14 protein-coding genes and 2 pseudogenes are annotated in these 19,011 nt (G+C 65.2%); 8 read left to right on the forward strand and 8 right to left on the reverse strand.

Annotated features, from left to right (window positions below; all coding sequences use genetic code 11):
- Window positions 1-55: 55 nt before the first annotated feature.
- Window positions 56-976, reverse strand: coding sequence for a c-type cytochrome (locus tag CEY08_RS11100; RefSeq protein ID WP_063640523.1), 921 nt, complete (start codon window positions 974-976; stop codon window positions 56-58).
- Window positions 973-1,677, reverse strand: coding sequence for a c-type cytochrome (locus tag CEY08_RS11105; RefSeq protein WP_076813702.1), 705 nt, complete (start codon window positions 1,675-1,677; stop codon window positions 973-975). The genes CEY08_RS11100 and CEY08_RS11105 overlap by 4 nt, the downstream gene beginning before the upstream one ends.
- Window positions 1,678-1,928: 251 nt before the next feature.
- On the opposite strand from CEY08_RS11105, the gene CEY08_RS11110 reads away from it, so the two are divergent.
- A complete protein-coding gene (locus CEY08_RS11110) occupies window positions 1,929-2,699 on the forward strand; it encodes an SDR family oxidoreductase (RefSeq protein ID WP_042797081.1) in 771 nt (256 codons plus the stop codon).
- A 105-nt stretch (window positions 2,700-2,804) separates the two neighbouring features.
- Here the strand turns inward: CEY08_RS11110 and CEY08_RS11115 are convergent, their stop codons facing one another.
- Complete coding sequence (locus tag CEY08_RS11115) at window positions 2,805-3,404, reverse strand: C40 family peptidase (protein ID WP_063640525.1); 600 nt, start codon at window positions 3,402-3,404, stop codon at window positions 2,805-2,807.
- 310 nt (window positions 3,405-3,714) lie between these two features.
- Between CEY08_RS11115 and CEY08_RS11120 the strand changes: the two genes are divergently transcribed.
- A complete protein-coding gene (locus tag CEY08_RS11120; RefSeq protein WP_372341590.1) occupies window positions 3,715-5,214 on the forward strand; it encodes an AMP nucleosidase in 1,500 nt (499 codons plus the stop codon).
- Window positions 5,215-5,348: 134 nt separating this feature from the next.
- A complete protein-coding gene (locus CEY08_RS11125; protein ID WP_063640526.1) occupies window positions 5,349-6,908 on the forward strand; it encodes an amino acid permease in 1,560 nt (519 codons plus the stop codon).
- Between the two features lie 7 nt (window positions 6,909-6,915).
- On the opposite strand, the pseudogene CEY08_RS30145 reads toward CEY08_RS11125, so the two are convergent.
- Together CEY08_RS30145 and CEY08_RS11135 are read right to left on the reverse strand one after the other, a co-directional pair.
- Window positions 6,916-7,028: pseudogene (locus tag CEY08_RS30145) on the reverse strand (helix-turn-helix domain-containing protein); the annotation flags it as partial.
- A 71-nt stretch (window positions 7,029-7,099) separates the two neighbouring features.
- On the reverse strand, window positions 7,100-8,032 hold the full coding sequence (locus CEY08_RS11135) for a YicC/YloC family endoribonuclease (protein ID WP_063640527.1): 933 nt from the start codon (window positions 8,030-8,032) through the stop codon (window positions 7,100-7,102).
- A gap of 185 nt (window positions 8,033-8,217) precedes the next feature.
- Between CEY08_RS11135 and rph the strand changes: the two genes are divergently transcribed.
- Window positions 8,218-8,952, forward strand: a complete 735-nt coding sequence (gene rph, locus CEY08_RS11140; protein WP_063640528.1) for a ribonuclease PH — start codon at window positions 8,218-8,220, stop codon at window positions 8,950-8,952.
- 65 nt (window positions 8,953-9,017) lie between these two features.
- Here the strand turns inward: rph and CEY08_RS11145 are convergent, their stop codons facing one another.
- Window positions 9,018-10,394, reverse strand: coding sequence for an MmgE/PrpD family protein (locus tag CEY08_RS11145; protein ID WP_076813700.1), 1,377 nt, complete (start codon window positions 10,392-10,394; stop codon window positions 9,018-9,020).
- 16 nt (window positions 10,395-10,410) lie between these two features.
- A complete protein-coding gene (locus CEY08_RS11150) occupies window positions 10,411-11,571 on the reverse strand; it encodes an acyl-CoA dehydrogenase family protein (RefSeq protein ID WP_059375802.1) in 1,161 nt (386 codons plus the stop codon).
- A gap of 213 nt (window positions 11,572-11,784) precedes the next feature.
- Between CEY08_RS11150 and CEY08_RS11155 the strand changes: the two are divergent.
- Window positions 11,785-13,218: pseudogene (locus tag CEY08_RS11155) on the forward strand (methyl-accepting chemotaxis protein); the annotation flags it as partial.
- Between the two features lie 150 nt (window positions 13,219-13,368).
- Here CEY08_RS11155 and CEY08_RS11160 read toward each other — a convergent pair.
- Window positions 13,369-15,144: an EAL domain-containing protein gene (locus tag CEY08_RS11160; RefSeq protein WP_084738551.1), complete on the reverse strand. Its 1,776-nt coding sequence runs from the start codon at window positions 15,142-15,144 to the stop codon at window positions 13,369-13,371.
- A 283-nt stretch (window positions 15,145-15,427) separates the two neighbouring features.
- On the opposite strand from CEY08_RS11160, the gene rdgB reads away from it, so the two are divergent.
- The 3 genes from rdgB (at window position 15,428) to glnA (ending at window position 18,906) form a co-directional block, all read left to right on the forward strand.
- Window positions 15,428-16,051 carry an RdgB/HAM1 family non-canonical purine NTP pyrophosphatase gene (rdgB, locus tag CEY08_RS11165; RefSeq protein ID WP_042797076.1) on the forward strand — a complete coding sequence of 208 codons (624 nt, stop codon included), beginning with the start codon at window positions 15,428-15,430 and terminating at the stop codon, window positions 16,049-16,051.
- 37 nt (window positions 16,052-16,088) lie between these two features.
- A complete protein-coding gene (gene hemW / locus CEY08_RS11170) occupies window positions 16,089-17,309 on the forward strand; it encodes a radical SAM family heme chaperone HemW (RefSeq protein WP_063959717.1) in 1,221 nt (406 codons plus the stop codon).
- Window positions 17,310-17,493: 184 nt separating this feature from the next.
- Entirely contained in the window at window positions 17,494-18,906 is a 1,413-nt protein-coding gene (glnA, locus tag CEY08_RS11175) for a type I glutamate--ammonia ligase (RefSeq protein WP_076813698.1), read from the forward strand.
- Window positions 18,907-19,011: the final 105 nt, after the last annotated feature.

The following is a 19,011-nucleotide window of genomic DNA, read 5'->3' on the forward strand; positions in this document are numbered from 1 at the left end:
GGGGGAAAGCCCCCCGCCGGCCGCGCGATTTGCGCTTGGCTATTTGCGTCTGGCCTTAACCGCCGGCCTTGGCGGCGGCCTGCCTGAGCTTGCCGCCGGATGGCGGCGAGTCGCTGCCCAGCAAGTGGCCGTTGACCTCGATGCCGTATAGCGAATCGTCGGAGTCATGGTACTTGGCCCGGGTTGCGGCGACCGATTCGGTATAGCGCGGGTCCTGGGGGCGCTCATGGGCATTCATGAAATAGGCGACGTCCCAGGCCTCCTGGTCGCTCAGCATGCCGGCCTGCCCTAGGGGCATGTTGGCCTTGATGAAGCCGGCCGCGTTGCCGATCTGGTGCATGCCCGCGCCCCAATTGAAGGAGTCGGCTCCCCACAAGGCCGGGAACACCCAGTGCTTGCCGTTCTTCTGGCCCTGGCCTTCCGCTCCGTGGCAGACGGCGCAATACTGGGCGTAGACCTCGCTGCCGCGGACGTAGTCCGCCTTTTGGGCGGGCGGTGGCAGCTTGCGGTAGCCCTGGCCTTCCAGTACCACTCCGGTGGGGGCCTTGCTGGCCAGCCAGAACATATAGGTCTGCAGCGCGGTCAAGGTGGGATCGTCGGCGGGAGGCGCCTTGCCGTTCATGCTGAAGCGGAAGCAGCCTTGCAGGCGTTCGGCCAGCGTGTTGACGTGGCCGTTCTTGGCGCGATAGGCGGGATACAGCACATAGGCAGCCCACATCGGCGCGGAATCCGGGCGGCGGCCGGCGTCCAGGTGGCAACTGGCGCAATTCAGGTCGTTGCCGACGAACTTGCCGGCCTTCTGCGGGGTGTGCAGGAAAATCTGCTCGCCTTCGCGCACGGCGCGGCCGAAATCATTGTCCGGGATGGCGGCGGCGGACGGGGGCGTGAACGGCGGGCGCGGTTCGGCCGCGAACGCGGCAGCGGTGGCGAACAGGCAGGCGGCTGCGGACAACAGGCGCAGGTGCGTGGCGGTCATTGTTTGGCTCCCGCGGCGGTGTTGGCTTGCGCGGCAAGCTGCTCGGCGGCCTTGGGCAGGCCGGCATAGTAGGCGGACACGGCGTCGATTTCGGCGCTGGAGAGGCGGGTGGCAACGGCTGGCATCAAGGCCAGCGGTCCGGGCGGGCGCTGGCCTTGCTGCCACGCGCGCAGCTGGCTGGCAATGTAGGCTGCGGGCTGGCCCGCCAAGGCGGGAAAGTTGGCGCCGACACCGATGCCGCCCGGACCGTGGCACTGGTTGCACGCCGGCACGTTCTTGTCCCAGGCCCCGCGGGTGGCCAGCCAGGCGCCGGTATCGCTGGGATTGACGGGGTGCATGGCGGTGGCGGCCAGCCTGTCGGTGTCCAGCGCTGACGGCAAGGTTGCGTAGTACTGTGCCACGGCCTTGCGCTGCGCCGGGTCCAGAGCCTTGGCGGTGGCCGCCATGACCGGACTGACGCGCGAGCCGTTGGCCATGGCTTCGAGCTGTTCATTCAAATAGGCGCTGCCCATGCCGGCCAGTTGGGGGAAGCCTGCGGCTGGATTGCCTTCGCCGCGGGCGCCGTGACAGGTGATACAGGCGGGCGCGCCGTTTGCGCCCTGGGTGCTGATCTGCTTGCCGTCCGGCGCGCTTTGCGCCCCGGCCGAGGCTGCAAACACCGCGCCCAGGATCAGCGCGCCGGGTAGGGACCGTGGGGTCATGGGAACCTTGCTCCAGTGATTATTGGATTTTTGGTAATAAGCTAATTTCTAATAATTATATAAATACTTGTGACGGATCAACACGAGATCGTCCATTTGATGGCACGTGCGATGCGTCCTGCAAGCGGTGCTGCAGAGTAATTTTTACTTGCGTGTGAAGGCTGCGCATATGTCACGGCTGGAACCTTCGCTTGCAGCATCGCCAGAATGATTCGGGTAGCATTTCGGCGATCGATAACAAGGAGAATCCGATGCAAGCGAACGAGATCGAACACCCGCGCGTGGCGCTGGTCACCGGCGCCGGTACCGGCATAGGCCGCGCGGTGGCGCTGGAATTCCTGGCGCAAGGTTATCGGGTCGTGCTGGCCGGCCGCCGCCGCGAACCCCTGGAAGCCACTCGCACGGCAGCGGGCGAGGACGGAGTGAGGGCGCTGGTCGTCCCCACTGACGTATCCGATGAACAGGCCGTGCGCGAACTCTTCGACTCCACGCAGCGTGAATATGGCCGCCTGGACGTGCTTTTCAATAATGCCGGGCGCGGCGCGCCGGCCATGCCCATCGAAGAATTGCCCGTGGCCGTCTGGCGCGAGGTGGTGGACACCAACCTGACGGGCATGTTCCTGTGCGCGCAGGCCGCCATACGCGTCATGAAAGCGCAAAACCCGCGCGGCGGGCGCATCATCAATAACGGTTCGATCTCGGCGCATGCGCCGCGGCCGTTCTCCATCGCCTATACCGCCACCAAGCATGCGGTGACCGGGCTGACCAAGTCGATTTCGCTGGATTGCCGGCCTTACAACATCGCCTGCGGGCAGATCGATATCGGCAATGCCGCGACCGACATGACCGAGCGCATGGCGGCCGGCATCCTGCAGGCCGATGGCAGCACCAAGGTAGAGCCGCGCATGGACGTGGCGCACGTGGCGCAGGCGGTTGCCGCCATGGCGCGCCTGCCGCTGGAGGCCAATGTGCAATTCATGACCATCATGGCGACCAACATGCCCTTCGTGGGCCGGGGCTGAAACGCGTCCAGCCTGCGGCGGCATGTCCATTCCGGACTGGCCGCGGCAGGCTGTGGTGGTGCCGCCCCTTGGGCGGGCGCGAGTGGCGCCGCCCGGATCTTGCCGTCAGCGCGGAGATGCCTGGGCCAGCATCTGGCCGGGCTGGGTATCCAGATAGCGCCGTGCGCCGACGTAGCGCTTGTTCCAGTACGGATTCTTCATTTCATCCACGCGGACCTTGGTGCCGCGGCGCGGGGCGTGGACGAACTTGTTCTGGCCGATGTAGATGCCGACGTGCGAGGTCACGCCTCGGCCGCGCGTGGCAAAAAACACCAGGTCGCCAGGGCGAAGCTCCTTCTTGTCGCCGACGGATTCACCCGCGGTGCGCTGGGCGCGCGCCGTGCGGGGCAGTTCCAGGCCGGCGATCTCGCGGAATACATACAACACCAGTCCGCTGCAATCGAAGCCCTCGGCGTCATCGCCGCCCCAGCTGTAGGGAGTGCCGATGGCCTCCAGGCCGGCTTGCACGACGCGGTCGCGCAGGGTGGGAACGGTGGGCTCCTGCGCCAGGCGCAGGCCGGTGAGCGAGGGGCGGGCCTGCTCGGGGCGGATGGACGCCTGAGCGGCGTCGGGAATCCAGGAAAGCGTCAGGGCAATGATGGGTGCTGACAGGAATACGGGAATGCGTAGTTTGGCAATTCGGGCTTTTCGCGTGGGCGGCGTCATTACGTCACTTCAAAAATCGGAGTGGGCGGCATGGCTTTGCCTGGACAGGCAAGCCGGCGGAAAGGGGGCATCTCCGGGACGCAAAACCCCGGACTGCCATGTGATTGTAATGGAATAATGTTTCATTACATTTGTAGTGCAATGCAGCATTCTTGTCCGTGAAAGTTACTGCGTCCGCAGGCCATCGACTCCTCGAATATGACACTTCATCTTCCGCGGGCTCGGGCATAATCGTCGCCATCGGCCCTGCGGCCCGGCAAGCCGGCAGCGGCCGCGGTTACAGATAAGATGAGAAGCGGAGTAAAGCTCGATGATGAACGCAGTGCACCCTTTGTCTTCCATGAGCCGGCCGGAAGCCTTGCCCTTCGAGCCGTTCCAGGACGCTGTGGCGGCGGTGGAGCGCCTGATTGAAATCTATGCGCGCAATACGGCTTTCCTGCGCGCCGCCTTCCGCGAAGTGCTGAAAGGCTCCAGCACCGGCCGCGAGCGCGCCCGGGCCTACTATCCCGCCATCCGTATCGTCGTGGAAACCTACGATCCCATCGATACGCGGCTGTCGTACGGTCACGTGGCCGAGCCGGGCGTCTACCAGACCACCGTCACGCAGCCGGCGCTGTTTCGCGATTACCTGATAGAGCAGGTAAGCCAGCTGTTGCAGAATCATCGGGTAGCGGTGGAGGTCGGAGAATCCGATTCCCCCATCCCGCTGCATTTTGCCTTCCCCGAAGGCGCCTACGTCGAAGGCGAGCACCTGGAAGCCTTGAAGCGGCCCCTGCGCGACCTGTTCGACGTGCCCGACCTGGCGGTGACAGACGACGCCATCGTCAACGGTTCGTGGCGCGGCAAGGAAGGCGAGCCGAAGCCGCTGGCGCCGTTCACGGCCCAGCGCGTGGATTATTCGCTGCATCGCCTGCAGCACTACACCGCGACCGCTCCGGCGCACTTCCAGAACTTCGTGTTGTTCACCAACTACCAGTTCTACGTGGATGAGTTCTGCGCTCGCGCCCGGGCCTTGATGGCCAGCGGCAACGAAGACTACGACATGCTGGTCGAGCCAGGCAATCGCATCACGCGCAGGGGTGAAAGCGGGCCTGGCGACGAGGACCAGGCCATCCGCCTGCCCCAAATGCCCGCGTATCACCTGGTGCGCGGGGACCATTCCGGCATCACGCTCGTGAACATAGGCGTGGGCCCGTCCAACGCCAAGACCATTACGGACCACATCGCGGTGCTGCGCCCGCATGCCTGGCTGATGCTGGGCCACTGCGCCGGCTTGCGCGACTCCCAACGGCTGGGCGACTACGTGCTGGCGCATGGTTACGTGCGCGAAGACCACGTCCTGGACGACGACCTGCCCACCTGGGTGCCGGTGCCCGCGCTGGCCGAGGTGCAGGTCGCGCTGGAGCAGGCGGTCGAAGAGGTGGCGGGGCTGTCCGGCTGGGATCTGAAGCGCATCATGCGCACGGGCACCGTCGCGACCATCGACAACCGCAACTGGGAACTGCGCGACCATCTGGAACTGGTGGAGCGTTTTGCGCAGTCCCGCGCCATCGCGCTGGACATGGAGTCCGCCACCATCGCGGCCAACGGCTTTCGTTTCCGGGTACCGTATGGCACTTTGCTGTGCGTGTCGGACAAGCCGCTGCATGGCGAGCTGAAGTTGCCCGGCATGGCCAGCGCCTTCTATCGCCGACAGGTGAACCAGCATCTGGAGATCGGCATCCGCGCCCTGGAACGGCTGCGCGACATGCCGCCGGAGCGCCTGCATTCGCGCAAGCTGCGTACCTTCATGGAAACGGCGTTTCAATAGGTGTCTTGATCCGTCCCCGAGGCCGTCCGATTTCACCGGATGGGGCCTCTTGCGCTATTCTCGCCGGTTGCTTGGAAATTCCCAGGCACCTGGCGCTGCGCGCGGGTGCCTTCATGACCTGAAGGAAATGCATTTTGGCACCATCGGAACACGATGAACGTCGCTCTGGCGGCACGCGCGAGGCGAAGGCGGATCGGCCTTCCGAACTGCGCCGCACGCTGTCCGCGCGCCACCTGACCATGATCGCGGTAGGTGGGTCGATCGGCACCGGCTTGTTCGTGGCCTCGGGCGCGACGATCGCCAAGGCCGGGCCGGGCGGGGCGTTGCTGGGCTATGTGCTGATCGGCATCATGGTCTATTTCCTGATGACAAGCCTGGGCGAGCTGGCTGCCGCCATGCCGGTTTCGGGGTCTTTCTCCACCTACGGCGCCCGCTACGTCGAAGACGGCTTCGGTTTCGCCCTGGGCTGGAACTATTGGTACAACTGGGCAGTGACCGTTGCCGTGGACCTGGTGGCGGCGCAGCTTGTCATGGCTTACTGGTTTCCGGACGTGCCCGGCTTCTACTGGAGCGCCTTGTTCCTGGCGATCACCTTCGGCCTGAACGCCATGTCGGCGCGCGGCTTCGGCGAGGCCGAGTTCTGGTTTGCGCTGATCAAGGTCATCGCCGTGCTGGCCTTCGTGGCGATGGGCGTGATGATGCTGCTGGGCATTATCCGTGGCGGCGAGACCGGCGGCCTGGCCAACTGGACCGTGGGCGACGCGCCTTTTTCCGGTGGCTTCGCGGCGCTGATCGGCGTGGCCATGGTGGTCGGTTTTTCCTTCCAGGGCACCGAGCTCATTGGCATCGCCGCGGGCGAATCCAAGGACCCGGCGCGCAACCTGCCGCGCGCGGTGCGCCAGGTGTTCTGGCGCATTCTGCTGTTCTATGTGGCGGCCATCCTGGTCATCGGCCTGCTCATTCCCTATACCGACCCGCATCTGCTGCGCAACGAGGTCGAGGACATCAGCGTCAGCCCCTTTGCCCTGATTTTCGAGCGCGCCGGTCTGCTGGGGGCGGCCTCCATCATGAACGCAGTGGTGCTGACGTCGGTGCTGTCTGCCGGCAATTCCGGCATGTATGCCGCCACGCGCATGCTCTACAGCCTGGCGCGGGAAGGCAAGGCGCCACGCATCTTCGGCCGGATCTCGCGCAGCGGCGTGCCGCTGTGGGCGCTGCTGGCGACGACCGCCGTGGCCGCGCTGTGCTTTTTCACCTTTGTCTTCAGCCCTAACGCAGTCTATATCTGGCTGCTCAACACCTCGGGCATGACGGGCTTCATCGCGTGGCTAGGCATCGCCATCAGCCACTATCGCTTCCGTCGCGGTTACGTAAAGCAAGGCCACAACCTGGCCGATCTGCCCTATGTGTCGCCGTTCTTTCCATTTGGACCGATTTTTGCTTTCGTGTTGTGCCTGATTATCACGCTGGGGCAGAACTACCAGGCCTTCCTGCAAGACAAGATCAACTGGGGCGGGGTGGTCGCGACCTATATCGGCATCCCGTTGTTCCTGCTGATCTGGGCCGGTTACAGGTTGGTGCGCGGCTCGCGCTTTGTGAGCTACCGCGACATGCATTTCCCCGACGCGCGGGCGCGTAGCGCTTATCTGGATTCGGCGCTGCGCGGCGAGCCCGCGGCGGGCGAGGCGCGTTGAAGGCTGGTCAAGCCAGCGCTTCGATGACGGCTTCCGGGTTACGTTCGATGACGTTACGTAGTACCAGGGCAGGACCGCGCGGTGAGCGATCACCGCTTTCCCGTGCCGAAGCGTCGCCGTCAATGTAAGGGCGGCGGCCGTGGCCTTGGCACGGGCGGGCGCGGACAAGTAAGCCGTCGCCCGTGGGCCGGTTACTCGATGTTCTGCGCCTGTTCCCGCATTTGCTCGATCAGCAGCTTGAGGTCCATGGCTGCGCGGGTGACTTCCATGCTGCCGGCCTTGGAGCCCAGCGTGTTGGCTTCACGGTTCATTTCCTGGAACAGGAAGTCCAGGCGCTTACCGGCGCTGCCGGCGTTTTTCTTGCCGGCAGTCTGCTTGCCGCCGCCATCGCCCAGGAGGTGGCGCAACTCTTCCAGGTGCGAGCGCAAGCGCGAAAGCTCTTCCGCCACATCGATGCGCAGCGCAAAAAGGTTTGCCTCCTGGGACAGGCGTTCCGACAGTTCCGCGCCCGAAATATGGGTGAAGCCGCCGGGGAAAGCGGATTCCACGCTTTCGCGCAGCTTGGCGGCGAGTTTGTCGCGGTGGTCGGCCAGCAGTTGAGGCAGGTGTGCCTGCACCAGCTCCACGATGCGCGCTACGCCATCGGCGCACTCGCGCATCATGCCGGCCAGGCGTTCGCCTTCGCGCTCGCGGCCTTCCTGCAGTTGCGTCAGCGCCTGTTGGGCGGCCTGCAAGCAGGCGGCGCCCCAGACCTGCGGGTCGAGCGCGTCGTTGGCGCGCTGCCCGGGCCAGTTGAACAGTTCGACCAGGCGCGGGGCGGCGATGTCCGGGAGGATGCGGCGTGCCGCCTGCAACTGTTCGGCCAGGCTTTCCAGCCAGGCGGGTTCCAGCTTGGACAGGTCGGTGCTGGCATTGCGCGTATAGGAAACGCGGATTTCGACCTTGCCTCGCGCCAGGTTGGCGGTCAGCAGTTCGCGCAGCGGCGTTTCCACGTGGCGCAACTCGTCGGGCAGACGGAAATAGAGGTCGAGGAAGCGGCTGTTGACGCTGCGGAATTCGAGCGCAAGCGTGCCTTGCTCGAGGTCTGCGCGGGCGTTGCCGAAAGCGGTCATGCTGCGAATCATGATTTGCGTGTCCTGGAAATGCTTTTTATTGGGAGCCGGTGGTGCCGGCGGCCGCGCCAGCCGGGTTTTCGGCGCGGAAACAGGGGTTTGTACCGGTTGTATCGCGGCAGGATACTCCAAGCGGCGCTTTCCTGCGGGCCAGCCCGTACAATGCGGCGGATCTAAGCCACGTCTGGAGTTTGCCTGTGACCACTACCCCCGCCATCGCCCGTCCCTCGGGCCGCGCCGTCGACGAATTGCGGCCGTTCAGCCTGGAGCGCGGATTCACGCGCTACGCCGAAGGTTCGGTGCTGGTGAAGGCTGGCAATACCCATGTGTTGTGCACGGCCAGCGTATTAGAGAAAGTACCGCCTTTCCTGAAGGGGAAGGGGGAAGGCTGGGTAACGGCTGAATACGGCATGTTGCCGCGGGCCACCCACACGCGGGGCGACCGTGAGGCGGCGCGGGGCAAGCAAAGCGGCCGGACCCAGGAAATCCAGCGCTTGATCGGCCGCAGTCTGCGCGCGGTGTTCGACATGAAGGCGCTGGGCGAGCGCACGCTGCATCTGGATTGCGACGTCTTGCAGGCAGACGGCGGCACGCGCTGCGCCAGCATTACCGGCGCCTGGGTGGCGGCGGCCGATGCCGTTGCGTTGTTGATGAAGCGCGGCGACCTCGCCGCGAATCCGATCCGTGATGCGGTCGCGGCTGTGTCCGTCGGCCTGGTGCAGGGCCGCGCCGTGCTGGACCTGGATTACGAGGAAGACTCGGCCTGCGACGCCGACGTGAATGTGATCATGACCGGTAGCGGGGCGTTCGTGGAAGTGCAGGGCACGGGCGAGGGCGCGACCTTTACCCGCGCGGAGCTGGACACGATGCTGGTGCTGGCCGAAAGCGGCATCGCGGGCCTGGTGCGCGCGCAGCGCGCTGCGCTGGCCTGATCGGCATCAAAAGAAACGGGTTGGACGCGGACCCCGCGGCCAACCCGTAGATTCGGCGACGGGCTTTACTTCGACGCCAGCAGCATTCCTATTTTTTCCGCCTTTTCCAGATTCCAGATCGCAGCGATCAACCCGTGCAGTTCTTGTTCGGTAGCGGCGTCCGCGTAGCGGCCCAGACTTAGCGTTTTGTCCTCGATTTCCGCTCGGCTCAGGGTGTTGCCCGGATCGCCCTTGGGTTCATCCACGCGGCCATGCAGCTTGCGGCCGTCGCGGGTGTAGACGGTGACCTTGCCGATCCAGCGTTGCGGGTAGGCGCCGTCGACCTCAGGGTCCAGCTCCATCTCGACCTTGCCGCGGAACGTGGCCACGCCCGGATCGTCCAGGCCCGCGTCGAACTCCGCCAGGCCCGCTCGGCCCTGGCGCGCGATAAGCGCCAAAACCGTTCCCATCGAGAACTTGGATTGGTGCACGGTCTGCGGATTGACGACGGGGCCCAGCACGTCGATGGCGCCCTGGTGCACATGGGCCACCACCCGCTCGATATCCGCTTCGGTCAGATTGTTGTCACGCAACGCCTGCTGCAACGCGTCGGCGGCGGGATGGGTATGGCGGCAGGAGGCATGGAACTTGAACGAGGTTTCGGCCAGCGCCCAGCGTTCGCCCAGACGGTCGCAGAGGCGGCTGGGATCCGCGTCGGTGGACATGCCCGCAGCCATGCCCTGCGGACCTTCCAGGATATGGCGCGCGCCCGTGAAACCTTCGCGGGCCAGATAGGCGGCGGTGATACCGTCGGCGGCGGCCTTGGCGGTGTGCAACTGCTTGGAATCCGCCGCATCGCGCAGGAATTCCCAGAGGCCCGCGGCCTGCGTGCCGGCCGAGCCCAGCGCGTGCAGCATTTCCTCGGCGGACAGATTGAGCAAGCGGCCGGTGGTGACGGCGGCCGCCAACGTGCCCGCGGTGCCGGTCGTGTGGAAAATTTTGTAGTGCGAACGGCCTAGGAATTCGCCCACGCGGATGCCCACTTCATAGCCGGCTACGGAGGCGACCAACAGGTCCCGGCCGGAGCGGCCCAGTGCCTGGGCCACCGCCAATGCGGGAGGGAAAACCACCGCGGCGGGGTGGAATACGGAACCGTTGTGCACGTCGTCCTGCTCGACGACGTGAGCGGCCGCGGCGTTGACCATGGCGGCGAACAGCGGCGTGGTGCGGCGGCGGGTGATCAGGACTTCGCTCGGCCCGTCGGCCGGCCCCATCGCGGCGGCGTAGCGGTCGATGGCCTGCACGGCGCGAGCGGAGGCGCCGGCCAGGATGGAGGCCAGGCAGTCCAGCAGCAGGTCCTCGGCGCGGCGCAGTACCGGGGCCGGAATGTCTTCGTAACGCAGGTTTGCGGCGAAGGCCGCGAGGTCGGCGCTCAGGTGCGGGATGTCGTTGGCAGCGGTCATTGGTGTCGGTACCGGATCAGAAGGAGCGGGGCAGGCCCAGGATGTGCTCAGCCACGTAGGACAGGATCAGGTTGGTCGAGATGGGGGCAACCTGGTAGAGGCGGGTCTCGCGGAACTTGCGTTCGACATCGTATTCCGTGGCGAAGCCGAAGCCGCCATGGAACTGCAGGCAGGCGTTGGCGGCTTCCCAGGATGCGTCGGCTGCGAGCAGCTTGGCCATATTGGCCTGGGCGCCGCAGGGCTCGTGCGCGTCGAACAGGCGGCAGGCTTCATAGCGCATGAGGCTGGCGGCTTCGACGTTGATGTGGGCGCGGGCAATGGGGAACTGCACGCCCTGGTTTTGGCCAATAGGGCGGCCGAATACCATGCGTTCCTTAGCGTAGGCGGTGACCTTGTCCACGAACCAGTAGCCGTCGCCGATGCACTCGGCGGCGATGAGGGTGCGTTCGGCGTTCAGGCCGTCCAGGATGTACTTGAAACCTTTGCCTTCTTCGCCGATCAGGTTCTCTTCGGGGATTTCCAGGTTGTCGAAGAACAGCTCGTTGGTCTCGTGGTTGACCATGTTGGGGATCGGCCGGATCGACATGCCGTGCTTCACCGCGTGATGCAGGTCCACGAGGAAGATCGACATGCCTTCCGATTTGCGCGTGACCTGGTCCAACGGCGTGGTGCGCGCCAGGAGGATCATCAGGTCGGAATGCTGCACGCGAGAGATCCAGACCTTTTGGCCGTTGATGACGTAGCGGTCGCCGCGTTTGACGGCGGTGGTCTTGATCTTGGTGGTATCGGTGCCGGTGGTGGGTTCGGTCACGCCCATCGACTGCAGACGCAGTTCGCCGGCGGCGATGCGGGGGAGGTATTCGCGTTTCTGGGCCTCGGAGCCGTGGCGCAGCAAGGTGCCCATGTTGTACATCTGGCCGTGGCAGGCGCCAGAGTTGCCGCCGCTGCGGTTGATTTCTTCCATGATGACCGAGGCTTCGGTAAGCCCCAGGCCGGAGCCGCCGTATTCCTGCGGGATCAGCGCGGCCAGCCAGCCCGCCTCGGTCAGGGCGCGGACGAAGGCTTCAGGGTAACCGCGTTCTTCGTCGACCTTGCGGAAATATTCGGAGGGGAACTGGGCGCAGAGGTCGCGCACGGCTTCGCGGATGTCCTGGTAGGCGTGGGAGGCGTTGGGCATGATGCTGTTTTCTGTATGGGTAATGGATCGGTGCAGCGTTCAATGTGCCGCAAAGCAGCCGTCCCTGCCAATTCACAATTGCTTAATACGGGGTTCGGTTTCATGACGGGAGTTTGTCATCGGGACGTCGGGGTTGTGTCAAGAAATTGCCAAACTGCATGGCCATAATCCGCCAGAACGCCGCCGCGGGCGGCAGGTTCTGTACGGATGGATATGCGGAAAAACATCAAGGTCACCACGGCGTTGTCTGCCATTCTTGCGTTGTTTGTGGTGCTGTTCGCGGTGGCGGCGGCAGCGGGCATCGCTGTGCTGCGCGAGAACCGCGCGGATATCGAGGCCCTGGGCCGAGGCAGCATCGAGCGCGCCAGCGACCTGGCGGACCTGACAAGCCGGTTGTTCCAGGCGCGCGCCGCGCTCACGGACGCCAAGACGGCGATGGAGGGCGGCCTGGAAGAGGCGCGCAACCAGGCTTTGGAGCAGGCGGACACGCTCTTCAAGCAGGCGGCAGCCAGCCTGACGCGCCTGCGCGAAAATCCTGATACTAGCGCCCAAGGGGCGCCGCTTTTCGACGGCGTGCTGGCAGCCTATGCCGCCTTCGCCGAGCAGACGCTGGCTCCCATGCACACGGCGATCAAGGGCTGGAATGGGATCGAGGTGAACCGTCTGGTGGACAAGGTGCTGCCGGCCAGCGGCGCTGCCTACGTGAAGGAGGCCGGCGCCTATCAGACCTATGCGCGAGACCAGGGTCAGGCCGCCGTCGCCAGCGCCAGTCTCACGCTGGAGCGGGTGATCGCGGTGGCGGCGGGTGTGCTGGCGTTGGTTCTGCTGCTGGCCGTGCTGATCCGGCTGGCTTTCCGCCGGAACATCCTGAGGCCCTTGAACGAGGCCGGTGCGCATTTCGACCGCATCGCCGACGGGGACCTGACGGGCGCGATTGCGATGCGCGGCGACAACGAGATCGGCGTCCTGTACAGCGCCATGCGGCGCATGCAGACGGGGTTGTCGGCGGCCGTGGCTTCGGTGCGCCGCGGCGTGGAAGAAATCCATACCGGCTCGGGCGAGATCGCGGCGGGTGGCGCGGACATGTCGGATCGCACGGCGCGCCAGGCGGGGTCACTGCAGGAAGCGTCGGCCAACATGATGCAGCTGGCGCACACCGTGCAGCTGACCGCGGGTAACGCCGATTTGGCCAGCCGGCAGGCGCTTGGCGCCACCCGCCTGGCGCAACGTGGCGGCGAGGCGGTCGAGGAAGTCGTGCAGAGCATGCAGGGCATTGCCGAGAGCGCCCGTCGTATTGGCGAGATTGTCGGCGTGGTGGACAGCATCGCTTTCCAGACCAATATTCTCGCGCTCAACGCCGCCGTGGAAGCGGCGCGCGCGGGCGAGCAGGGCAAGGGATTTGCGGTGGTGGCGGGCGAGGTGCGGTCGCTGGCCCAGCGCAGCGCGCAGGCCGCCAAGGAAATCAAGGGCTTGATCGACGACTCGGCCGCGCGCGTGCAGGCGGGCGTGCGGCAGGTCGGCGTGGCGGGAGATACCATGCGCGACATGCTCCAATCGGTGGATCGCGTGACGCAGATCGTGGCCGAGATCTCCAGCGCCACCGCCGAACAAGCTGCCGGCATCGCCTCGGTGAATCAGGCCGTGGCGGACATTGAGCGCTCCACCCAGGAAAATGCCGCCATGGTGGAGCAGACCGCCGCCGCGGCTGCCGCCCTGGAAGCCCAGGCCCAGGGATTGCGCCGCGCGGTGTCGGTGTTCCAGATCGCCCAGCCGGCCAGCATTGTGGCCAGGCAGGACTCAGCTGTCGAGCTGCGGCAGGATGCCGCCGGTGTAGCGCTCGGCCACCAACGACAAGTTCCCGTGCTTGACCTTGTGCTTGACATGAGCGGCGGCCGACGCGATGTCCTCAGGGCGGATGCGCTCGCATAACGACGGCGTCACGGTGAGGGCGCCAACGCCCAGGGTCACAAAGGGAAAGTAGCGGGGCACCCCGTAGCGGTCCTCCGCTTCGATCCCGCCGTTGCGGCGGCCTTCGTCGTCGTACAGGTCCATGGCGCGGTCGTTGAATTCCGCGATGATGCGTCGCACGCGAGCGATCCAGTCAGGACTGCGCAGCAGCACCACGAAATCGTCGCCGCCCACATGGCCGACGAAGTCGCGCTGGGGATCGCAGTGGCGCTTGATGACTTCGGCCGTGAGCATGATCATGTCGTCGCCGCGCCAATAGCCATAGACGTCGTTGAAGGGCTTGAAGTTGTTCAGGTCGCCATAGCAGATGGTGAAGTCGTCCGCGTCCTCCAGCAGGGTGGCAATGTGCCGGCTGATGGGAATGTTGCCGGGCAGGGAGGTCAGCGGATTGGCGTAGCGCGCCGCTTCGATGCGCATTTCCGTCACCGAGCGCACCAGCGTTTCGCCGGTGGCCAGGCCATCGTAGCGGCCTTCGCGTGTAATGATCAGGCCGTCCATCAAATAGCGCTGGTCTTCGGAGATCAGCACATGGCTCAGCTGATCGATGGATACGTCCAGGTCCACCAGCACCGGTTCGGCGTTCATGAACGTGGAGCAGGCGTCCCGTCCGAAGAGTTCGCGTGTGTAGCGCTGCGCGTAATGTTCGGAGAAGTCGCGGCGGTTGATGATGCCCACAGGGCGATTGTCGTCATCCACCACCGCCACGGCGTGCATGTCTTTGTGCTCGATGAACAGCCGGTGCACGTCGTCATTGGTGTGCCCGGTCAGCTGAACGGCTGGGGCCTCGACGCGCAGGCTGGCGGCGGTGCCTCCCGCGCCGCGTTGGGCCGGGGCGGCAGGTGAGCGTTGCCTCAACGAGTCCCGCAAGGGGGGAGCGAGCTCGGTCAGCAGCGTCTCGTCGGGCCGGCCCAGCAACCAGCCTTGCGCGTACCGGATGTCCATTTCACGTACCACCGCCAAATCCTCGGCGGTTTCGATACCCTCGGCCACGATGGTCGTACCCAGGTGCTGCGCCACTTTCAGGATGGCGCGCACCATGTTTTGTTTGCGTTCGTCATGGCCGATGCCGTCGAAGAAGTAGCGGTCGATCTTGACCAGGTCCGGCTGCATCTCGGCCCATAGCTGGAGATTGGAATTGCCCACGCCATAATCATCCAGCGCGACCCGCATGCCGTACGCGCGCAGGCAGGCGAATGCGCCCGCCAGCTCCGCCATATGCTCGGACAGGGGATCCTGTTCGGTCAGCTCGACAATGATGCTGGACGGCGCCAGTGAGCAATTCTTGAGCAGGCGCTGGGGCATTTCCTCGCCCCACAGGGTCCAGTAGTGAAGCAGCGCGGAGCCGGACAGGTTCAGGAACAGCATGCCGGCGGCGTCGTGCTGATGAAAACCCTGGGCGCCGGCGCGAAAGCTCGCCAGCTCCAGTTGGGGATGCAGGCCTTGGCGGCGGGCCTCGGCAAACAGGGCGTCGGGAAAGTGCAAGGCCGTGTCGGCGGGCCCGCGGATCAGGCTTTCATGACCGTAGATGCGACTGTGGGAAAGATCGACCACCGGCTGGAACCGCGGGCGCAACAGCCGTTCGCGCAAGATGCCGGCAAGGCTCACGTGCGCTGACGCGCAGTCCAGGGGAGTTGAGGGCGCGCGGGCCGCTACCGGCCGGGGCAAAGCGTGAATGGGGTCCATCGCCGGTGCGTTCAGATACTATCAGTGACAAGTTTGATCATATTGACAACGGAATATGTCTGCGTTGTTTCGCCGACGGCTGGCGCGCCATCTTCAGGCAACGGCCGTCCGGCTGTCAACACAGATCCCGCCATATCCTTCCAACGCACCTGGGCATCGCGCATGCCGGGCGGCGCGCGACGCCGGCGCCCTATACAATTTGCCCATGACTGCTCCCAAGATTCCCGATTCCCTGCGCCGCGTCGTGCTGGCCTCCAATAACGCCGGCAAGTTGCGCGAGTTCTCCGCCTTGTTCGCGCCCCTGGGCATAGAGCTGGTGCCCCAAGGCGAACTGGGGGTGCCCGAAGCCGAAGAACCTCACGTTACGTTCGTTGAGAACGCGCTGGCCAAGGCCCGCCATGCGAGCCGCCTGACCGGCTTGCCAGCCCTGGCGGACGACTCCGGCCTGTGCGTGGCGGCACTGGACGGCGCGCCGGGCGTGTATTCGGCGCGCTATGCCAAGATGCATGGCGGCGAAAAGTCCGACCAGGCCAATAATGATCTGCTGGTGCGCAAGCTGGCCGGTGTCGCGGACCGTAGCGCCTGGTATGTCGCCGTGCTTGCGTTGGTGCGTTCCGAGAATGACCCGCGGCCGCTCATCGGCGAAGGCCTGTGGCATGGCGAGATCATCGACCAGCCCGAAGGCGCCAACGGTTTTGGCTACGACCCGCATTTCTACCTGCCCGACCAGGCCCTGACCGCCGCCGCCCTGGACCCGGAGGAAAAGAACCGGCTAAGCCACCGCGCCCGCGCGTTGCGCGAACTGTTGAGCAAGCTGAGCCAGGCTTGACGAGAGCGCCGCACGGCGCCTGGTCCAGGAATTACGCATGTCCATCATCATTCCCATCCGCAACGACCTGGGCGCGCAGCCGTCGCGCCTGAAGGTTCCGGCCGGCGCCACGCTGACCAGCCTGCCGCCCCTTTCGGTCTACGTGCACGTACCGTGGTGCGTGCGCAAATGTCCTTATTGCGACTTCAATTCGCACGCTGCGGCGGGCGAGATTCCGGAACGCGCCTATCTGGATGCCTTGCGCAGCGATCTCGAGCAGGCGCTGCCCTCCATCTGGGGGCGCCAGGTGGTGTCGGTGTTCATCGGCGGGGGCACTCCCAGCCTGCTGTCATCGGCGGGGCTGGACGAACTGCTCGCGATGCTGCGCGCCTGTCTGAACCTGTGGCCTGACGCCGAGATCACGATGGAGGCCAATCCCGGCACCGCCGAGGCCGGGCGTTTCCGCGACTATGCCGCCAGCGGCGTGACGCGGTTCTCGCTAGGCATCCAGAGTTTCGACGACGCACAGTTGAAAAAGCTGGGCCGCATCCACGACAGCGCGCAGGCGAGGGCGGCGATCGAGATGGCGCAGCGCGCGGTCCCGCGCGTCAACCTGGACATGATGTTTGCCCTGCCCGGACAGACGCTGGACGCCTGTGTGGCGGATCTTCGGCAAGCCGTGGCGTTTGGCACCGAGCATCTCTCGCTCTATCACCTCACGATGGAGCCCAATACCGTCTTCGCGAAGTTTCCGCCCGAAGACCTGCCCGACGACGACACCAGCGCAGCCATGCAGGACGCCGTTGAAGCCGAGCTGGCGGCGGCGGGCCTCGCGCGTTATGAAGTTTCCGCGTATGCCAAGCCCGGCGCCCGCTGCCGCCATAACCTGAATTACTGGGAGTTCGGCGATTACCTCGGCCTGGGGCCCGGCGCGCATGGCAAGCTGTCCTTCCATGACCGCATCTTGCGCGAGGCACGCCTGCGCGGGCCCGAGTCCTGGATGCAGGCCGCCATGGCCCGGGACGGCAGCCATATCGCCGAAAGCCGCCAGGTCGGCCCAGATGAGCTGCCCTTCGAATTCATGTTGAATGCCTTGCGGCTGAAGGACGGCGTCGCGGCCACCGCCTTCCATGAACGCACCGGCCTGTCGCTGGCGGCCATTGCGCACCAATTGGAGGCAGCATCCAGGCGGGGCTTGCTGGATGCCGACCCCACGCGGCTGCGGGCCACTCCATTGGGCTGGAGATTCCTCAATGACCTGCAGGAAATGTTCCTGTAGCCTCTATGCACCATAGTGGGGCGTTCGTGCCCCACTATTTGCACCATGATGGTGCTACATTTTCCAATGACCGAGCCGACTTCCCCGGGGAATCCCGGGGGTAGAACCTGGCACGCTTATTGCTTCCCTCTTTTATGCCAGTCGACGGGTGGAGCCCTCGACCTTTTTATCTAATGGAGATGACATGGCAAGCCCGAAAGACGTCCTGAAACAGATCGCCGATAACGAAGTCAAATTCGTGGATTTCCGCTTTACCGACACGGTTGGCCGCGAGCACCACGTTTCCGTGCCCGTCAGCCAGATCGACGAAGACAAGCTGGAAAGCGGGCAGGCTTTCGACGGTTCGTCGATCCCGGGTTGGAAGGGCATCGAAGCGTCCGACATGCTGCTCATCCCCGACTGCGCCACCGCCAACCTGGATCCGTTCCGCGAAGAGCCGACCATGATCCTGTCGTGCGACGTGGTCGAACCCTCCGACCTGAAGGGCTATGACCGCGACCCGCGTTCGCTGGCCAAGCGCGCCGAAGCCTACCTGAAGTCCTCCGGCCTGGGCGATACCGCCTATTTCGGTCCGGAACCTGAATTCTTCGTGTTTGACGGCGTGACCTGGAATAGCGACATGTCCGGCACTTTCGTCAAGATCAAGTCCGAAGAAGCGCCCTGGTCCTCGGGCCTGGAGTTCGAAGGCGGCAACACCGGCCACCGTCCCACCGTCAAGGGCGGCTACTTCCCCGTGCCGCCGGTCGATTCGTTCCAGGACATGCGTTCGGAAATGTGCCTGCTGATGGAACAAATGGGCGTGCCGGTCGAAGTGCACCACCATGAAGTGGCCGGCGCCGGCCAGCTCGAAATCGGCACCAAGTTCAGCACCCTGGTGCAGCGCGCCGACTGGACGCAGATCGTCAAGTACGTGATCCACAACGTGGCCCACGCCTACGGCAAGACCGCCACGTTCATGCCCAAGCCCATCGTCGGCGACAACGGCTCCGGCATGCACGTCCACCAGTCCATCTGGAAGGACGGCCAGAACCTGTTCGCGGGCAACGGCTACGCCGGCCTGTCCGAGTTCGCGCTGTACTACATCGGCGGCATCATCAAGCACGCTCGCGCGCTGAACGCCATTACCAACCCCGGCACGAACTCGTACAAGCGCCTGGTTCCGCACTACGAAGCGCCCGTGAAGCTGGCCTATTCGGCCCGCAACCGCTCGGCTTCGATCCGCATCCCGTACGTGAGCAATCCGAAGGCCCGCCGCGTCGAAGCGCGTTTCCCGGATCCCCTGGCCAACCCGTACCTGGCTTTCTCGGCCCTGATGATGGCCGGCCTGGACGGCGTGCAGAACAAGATTCACCCCGGCGATCCCGCCGACAAGAATCTGTACGACCTGCCGCCGGAAGAAGATGCCAAGATCCCGACCGTCTGCGCGTCGCTGGAGCAGGCTCTGGAAGCCCTGGACAACGACCGCGAGTTCCTGACCCGCGGCGGCGTGTTCAGCAACGACATGCTCAGCGCCTACATCGACCTGAAGATGGGCGACGTGAACCGTCTGCGCATGACGCCGCACCCCGTCGAGTTCGACATGTACTACAGCCTCTGATGCGTTGAGGCCGTAGCTGGAGGTCGCGCGATGTAGGCAGAAACCAGGGCCCACACCACGCGCACCCCCAGCTCGCGGTTCGACGTATTGCCCGCCAGGCGCAAC

The sequence above is a fragment of the Achromobacter insolitus genome (assembly GCF_002209555.1).
GTDB classification, from domain to species: Bacteria; Pseudomonadota; Gammaproteobacteria; order Burkholderiales; family Burkholderiaceae_B; genus Achromobacter; species Achromobacter insolitus.

What these genes read in the sequence shown, in the direction of transcription:
- CEY08_RS11100 (WP_063640523.1), bottom strand. Translation starts at nt 976, where the DNA reads ATGACCGCCACGCACCTGCGCCTGTTGTCCGCAGCCGCCTGCCTGTTC.
- CEY08_RS11105 (WP_076813702.1), bottom strand. Translation starts at nt 1,677, where the DNA reads ATGACCCCACGGTCCCTACCCGGCGCGCTGATCCTGGGCGCGGTGTTT.
- CEY08_RS11110 (WP_042797081.1), top strand. Translation starts at nt 1,929, where the DNA reads ATGCAAGCGAACGAGATCGAACACCCGCGCGTGGCGCTGGTCACCGGC.
- CEY08_RS11115 (WP_063640525.1), bottom strand. Translation starts at nt 3,404, where the DNA reads ATGACGCCGCCCACGCGAAAAGCCCGAATTGCCAAACTACGCATTCCC.
- CEY08_RS11120 (WP_372341590.1), top strand. Translation starts at nt 3,715, where the DNA reads ATGATGAACGCAGTGCACCCTTTGTCTTCCATGAGCCGGCCGGAAGCC.
- CEY08_RS11135 (WP_063640527.1), bottom strand. Translation starts at nt 8,032, where the DNA reads ATGATTCGCAGCATGACCGCTTTCGGCAACGCCCGCGCAGACCTCGAG.
- CEY08_RS11145 (WP_076813700.1), bottom strand. Translation starts at nt 10,394, where the DNA reads ATGACCGCTGCCAACGACATCCCGCACCTGAGCGCCGACCTCGCGGCC.
- CEY08_RS11150 (WP_059375802.1), bottom strand. Translation starts at nt 11,571, where the DNA reads ATGCCCAACGCCTCCCACGCCTACCAGGACATCCGCGAAGCCGTGCGC.
- rdgB (WP_042797076.1), top strand. Translation starts at nt 15,428, where the DNA reads ATGACTGCTCCCAAGATTCCCGATTCCCTGCGCCGCGTCGTGCTGGCC.
- hemW (WP_063959717.1), top strand. Translation starts at nt 16,089, where the DNA reads ATGTCCATCATCATTCCCATCCGCAACGACCTGGGCGCGCAGCCGTCG.
- glnA (WP_076813698.1), top strand. Translation starts at nt 17,494, where the DNA reads ATGGCAAGCCCGAAAGACGTCCTGAAACAGATCGCCGATAACGAAGTC.